At 41.5% G+C, this 3,244-nt stretch carries 3 protein-coding genes; 2 read left to right on the forward strand and 1 reads right to left on the reverse strand.

Annotated features, from left to right (window positions below; genetic code table 11):
* Nucleotides 1-151 precede the first annotated feature (151 nt).
* The gene (locus AB4238_RS22285; RefSeq protein WP_372035803.1) at nucleotides 152-919 is read left to right on the forward strand and encodes a hypothetical protein; all 768 of its coding nucleotides are present in this window, start codon (nucleotides 152-154) and stop codon (nucleotides 917-919) included.
* Nucleotides 920-1,070: 151 nt separating this feature from the next.
* Nucleotides 1,071-2,174, forward strand: a complete 1,104-nt coding sequence (locus AB4238_RS22290) for a phosphoribosylaminoimidazolesuccinocarboxamide synthase (RefSeq protein WP_372035805.1) — start codon at nucleotides 1,071-1,073, stop codon at nucleotides 2,172-2,174.
* Nucleotides 2,175-2,256: 82 nt separating this feature from the next.
* Here the strand turns inward: AB4238_RS22290 and lpxM are convergent, their stop codons facing one another.
* Nucleotides 2,257-3,195: a lauroyl-Kdo(2)-lipid IV(A) myristoyltransferase gene (gene lpxM / locus AB4238_RS22295; protein ID WP_372035807.1), complete on the reverse strand. Its 939-nt coding sequence runs from the start codon at nucleotides 3,193-3,195 to the stop codon at nucleotides 2,257-2,259.
* Nucleotides 3,196-3,244 lie beyond the last annotated feature (49 nt).

Below are 3,244 nucleotides of genomic sequence, written 5' to 3' on the forward strand. Positions count from 1 at the left end.
TTATACTGATTGGTATTAACCTGTAATGGTCAATACTAAAGTTTCACCTAATGTAAAGACTTTAGATTATTATTTACCCACAAATACAGTTACATAGAATTACAAACTCTTTATACTACAAGCGATTATCATTCAGAACCCGTTGGTTAGCATGTTTAAATCATTACCTTTCATCACGCTCTTAGTAACCACATTATTGAGCCAAACAGTCACGGCGCAGACTTTGGCTTACTTGATCATATCTGAGCAAGCAGAGCCGTTTCAGGTAAATGCAGCAGAGGCAGGCCCGCAGACAGGCGTGGTCACTGATATTGTTGAGTTCTTGGCAAATAAAAAACCATTTGAGATCGTCAATCAAGTCATGCCATTTAAGCGTTATCTTTATGAGATGGAGAAACAAACCTTTCCCAATTGGATAAGCTACGGCTCTCCGACATGGCGCGTTAAAGATGGTAAATATCTACAGAATAAACGCCTGTCAAAACAAGTACTTTTTACGGCAAATCACATCGCAGTTTCATTGAAAGCAGATAGCGCCATCGTTTGGCCCCAACTGCAACATAAAACGCTCATTCTACTCAAAGGCTTTAAATATCCCGGATTAGAGCCCTTAATTGAACAGTACCAAATAAAGGTTTTGGAAGTCAGTAGCCACAAAAGTGCACTTCTTGCACTACAAAGCCGCAGAGGCGACCTATTTATAGAGATGAAAAGTAGAGTTCTTTATAGTCTAAATAAACATCAGATCAATCCAACGGCTTTTGTGTTTACCGACATCAACGACACTATTGCACCAGTGGACATTCATTTGAGCTATGGGGATGGTGTCCCACAAGGGTTAATAGATTGGAACGATGAACAAATTTTGATAATGAAAGCCCATGGAATAATTGATGATATTTTGGATAAATATCAATAAAAAACATCCAAGCTAGGTTGTTGATTTTCTTTTATTAAGAACACTGTTTTTATCTAGGCCAAAACAGCTATCCTACTAGTGTTGCCAAAACTAAGTTCTGATACAATCTGCGCCACTAAAATTAAGCTTCTCAATAATAAAAGTGTGCCCTATGAATCTTGCAGATAAAGTTTTAGTCGTAAATGACAACCTTCCCATCCGTACCGATAAACCCGTACATTCAGGTAAAGTGCGCAGTGTGTACTGGTTAACGCCAGAAGACAGCGCTCGCCTGATAAAAGACAAAGGCTATGACGTACCCGCTGACGCACCATTAGCAATAATGGTAATCAGTGACCGTATCTCTGCGTTTGACTGTGTGTGGCAAGGTGAGAACGGCTTAAATGGTGTTCCTGGCAAAGGGACAGCACTTAACGCAATCTCAAATCACTGGTTTAAGCTATTCAAAGAAAAAGGCTTAGCTGATAGCCATATTTTGGACATACCACATCCGTTAGTATGGATTGTGCAAAAAGCTCGCCCAGTGATGATTGAAGCTATTGCTCGTCAATACATTACAGGTTCTATGTGGCGCGCATACAGCAAAGGTGAACGTGAATTTTGTGGCATTACCTTACCTGAAGGCTTAGAGAAAGATCAAAAGCTGCCAGAGATCCTAATCACACCATCAACCAAAGGTGTATTAACGGGTCTAGAAGGTGTACCTGAAGCTGATGACGTTAACGTATCACGCAGTGACATTGAGCGCCACGTAGCTGGGTTTAATTTCAGCAATGAGTGTGATATCGATTTATACGAGAAATTGCTCTCAGAAGGCTTTGACGTGATTAGCGATGCCTTAGCCGAACAAGACCAAATTTTTGTCGATACAAAATTTGAATTTGGCTATGTCAATGATGCTGCAGGTAATGAGAAACTTATCTATATGGATGAAGTTGGCACACCTGATAGCTCTAGAATTTGGGATGGTAGTTCTCATCGCGACGGCAAAATCATCGAGCAATCAAAAGAAGGTTTCAGACAGTGGTTACTGAATCACTTCCCAGATGCAGATATCTTACTCAATAAGAACCGCATGGAAGAACGCTTTGCCTTAGCAAAAGACAATAAGCTTCCTGAATCTGTGATGATGGACATCTCTAACACTTACGTGGGCATTGCTGAGAAAGTGATTGGCGAAAAGCTCCACATTAGCGAAAATCCTAAGCAAGAGATCATCGATATTTTGCGCAGTGAATATCAACTTATCGTTTAAGATGATTCATTACTAGTAATAAAAAGCCGCAATTAATATTGCGGCTTTTTTAGTTTAACTGATCCAGTCTCTATGCTGAGCTCTATTTATAGATTGACTCTTCGCCTTCAGGACGCGTTTTCAGCACTTTAAGGAACCACATATACTGTTCAGGATAAGCCAAAATGACCTGTTCTACAGCCTTATTCAAGGCGATAGCTTCATTTTCTTTGCCCTGCATATCTTCAGGGGCAATAGCAGGCATCACTGTTAACTGATATTGGCGCTTCACTTGGTCATAACCGATTTTGACAGGCATCACTTGTGCATTACCAGCTTGGGCAAGTCGGCCTACCACAGGCAATGTCGCTTTAGTCGTGCCTAAAAACGGGGCAAAAACACTTTTATCCGGCCCTAAATCTTCATCAGGTAGATAGAAAAAGCTATTGTCTTGCTTCAGTTCGGCCAGCAAAGCTCTAATCCCCGCTTCGCGCATATAGATATTGCCACCTTGGGAGCTGCGCATACGGTTATTAAACCAGTTAAACAGGTCATTTTTGTGCGCTTTGGCCATTGATACCATAGGCAGATCTAAGTTCAATCGCAGGCCTGCATACTCTATCCCCCAAACATGGGGCATGATAAATATGACAGGTTGACCGGCCGCCCTGACCTGCTCAACATGCTCAAAGCCTGTAAGCTGCACTCGGTTGCGAATGTTTTGTCTCGACTTAACTAGCAGTTCAGACTGCGCCAATAAAATCATCACAAAATTTTCAACGTTATCGCGGATCAAAGCCTCTATGTCAGCATTCGATTTGTCAGGGAAACAAGTGGTGAGGTTAGCTCTGGCAACAGCGATAGGTTTAGCTGCAATCTTAAGTACTAATTTGGATAACTGACGAGCAACAGGATCCCTAAGCCAAGCTGGCATCAGGCCAAACAGCACCAATACTAAGATAGCAAACCATGTCAGCCAATATTTCGGATGTAATAAAGATAGCTTAAAGCGACGGTCAAAATACTTCGGTTTTCTAGACAAGCGCAAACCTCTTTAGCAGATGAATAACAGAAAAAGCCACTCTATTGAG

The organism is Shewanella sp. 10N.286.45.A1 (assembly GCF_041470405.1).
Taxonomy (GTDB): Bacteria; Pseudomonadota; Gammaproteobacteria; order Enterobacterales; family Shewanellaceae; genus Shewanella.

Coding starts and splice junctions, on each gene's coding strand:
- AB4238_RS22285 (WP_372035803.1), top strand. CDS start 152: ATGTTTAAATCATTACCTTTCATCACGCTCTTAGTAACCACATTATTG.
- AB4238_RS22290 (WP_372035805.1), top strand. CDS start 1,071: ATGAATCTTGCAGATAAAGTTTTAGTCGTAAATGACAACCTTCCCATC.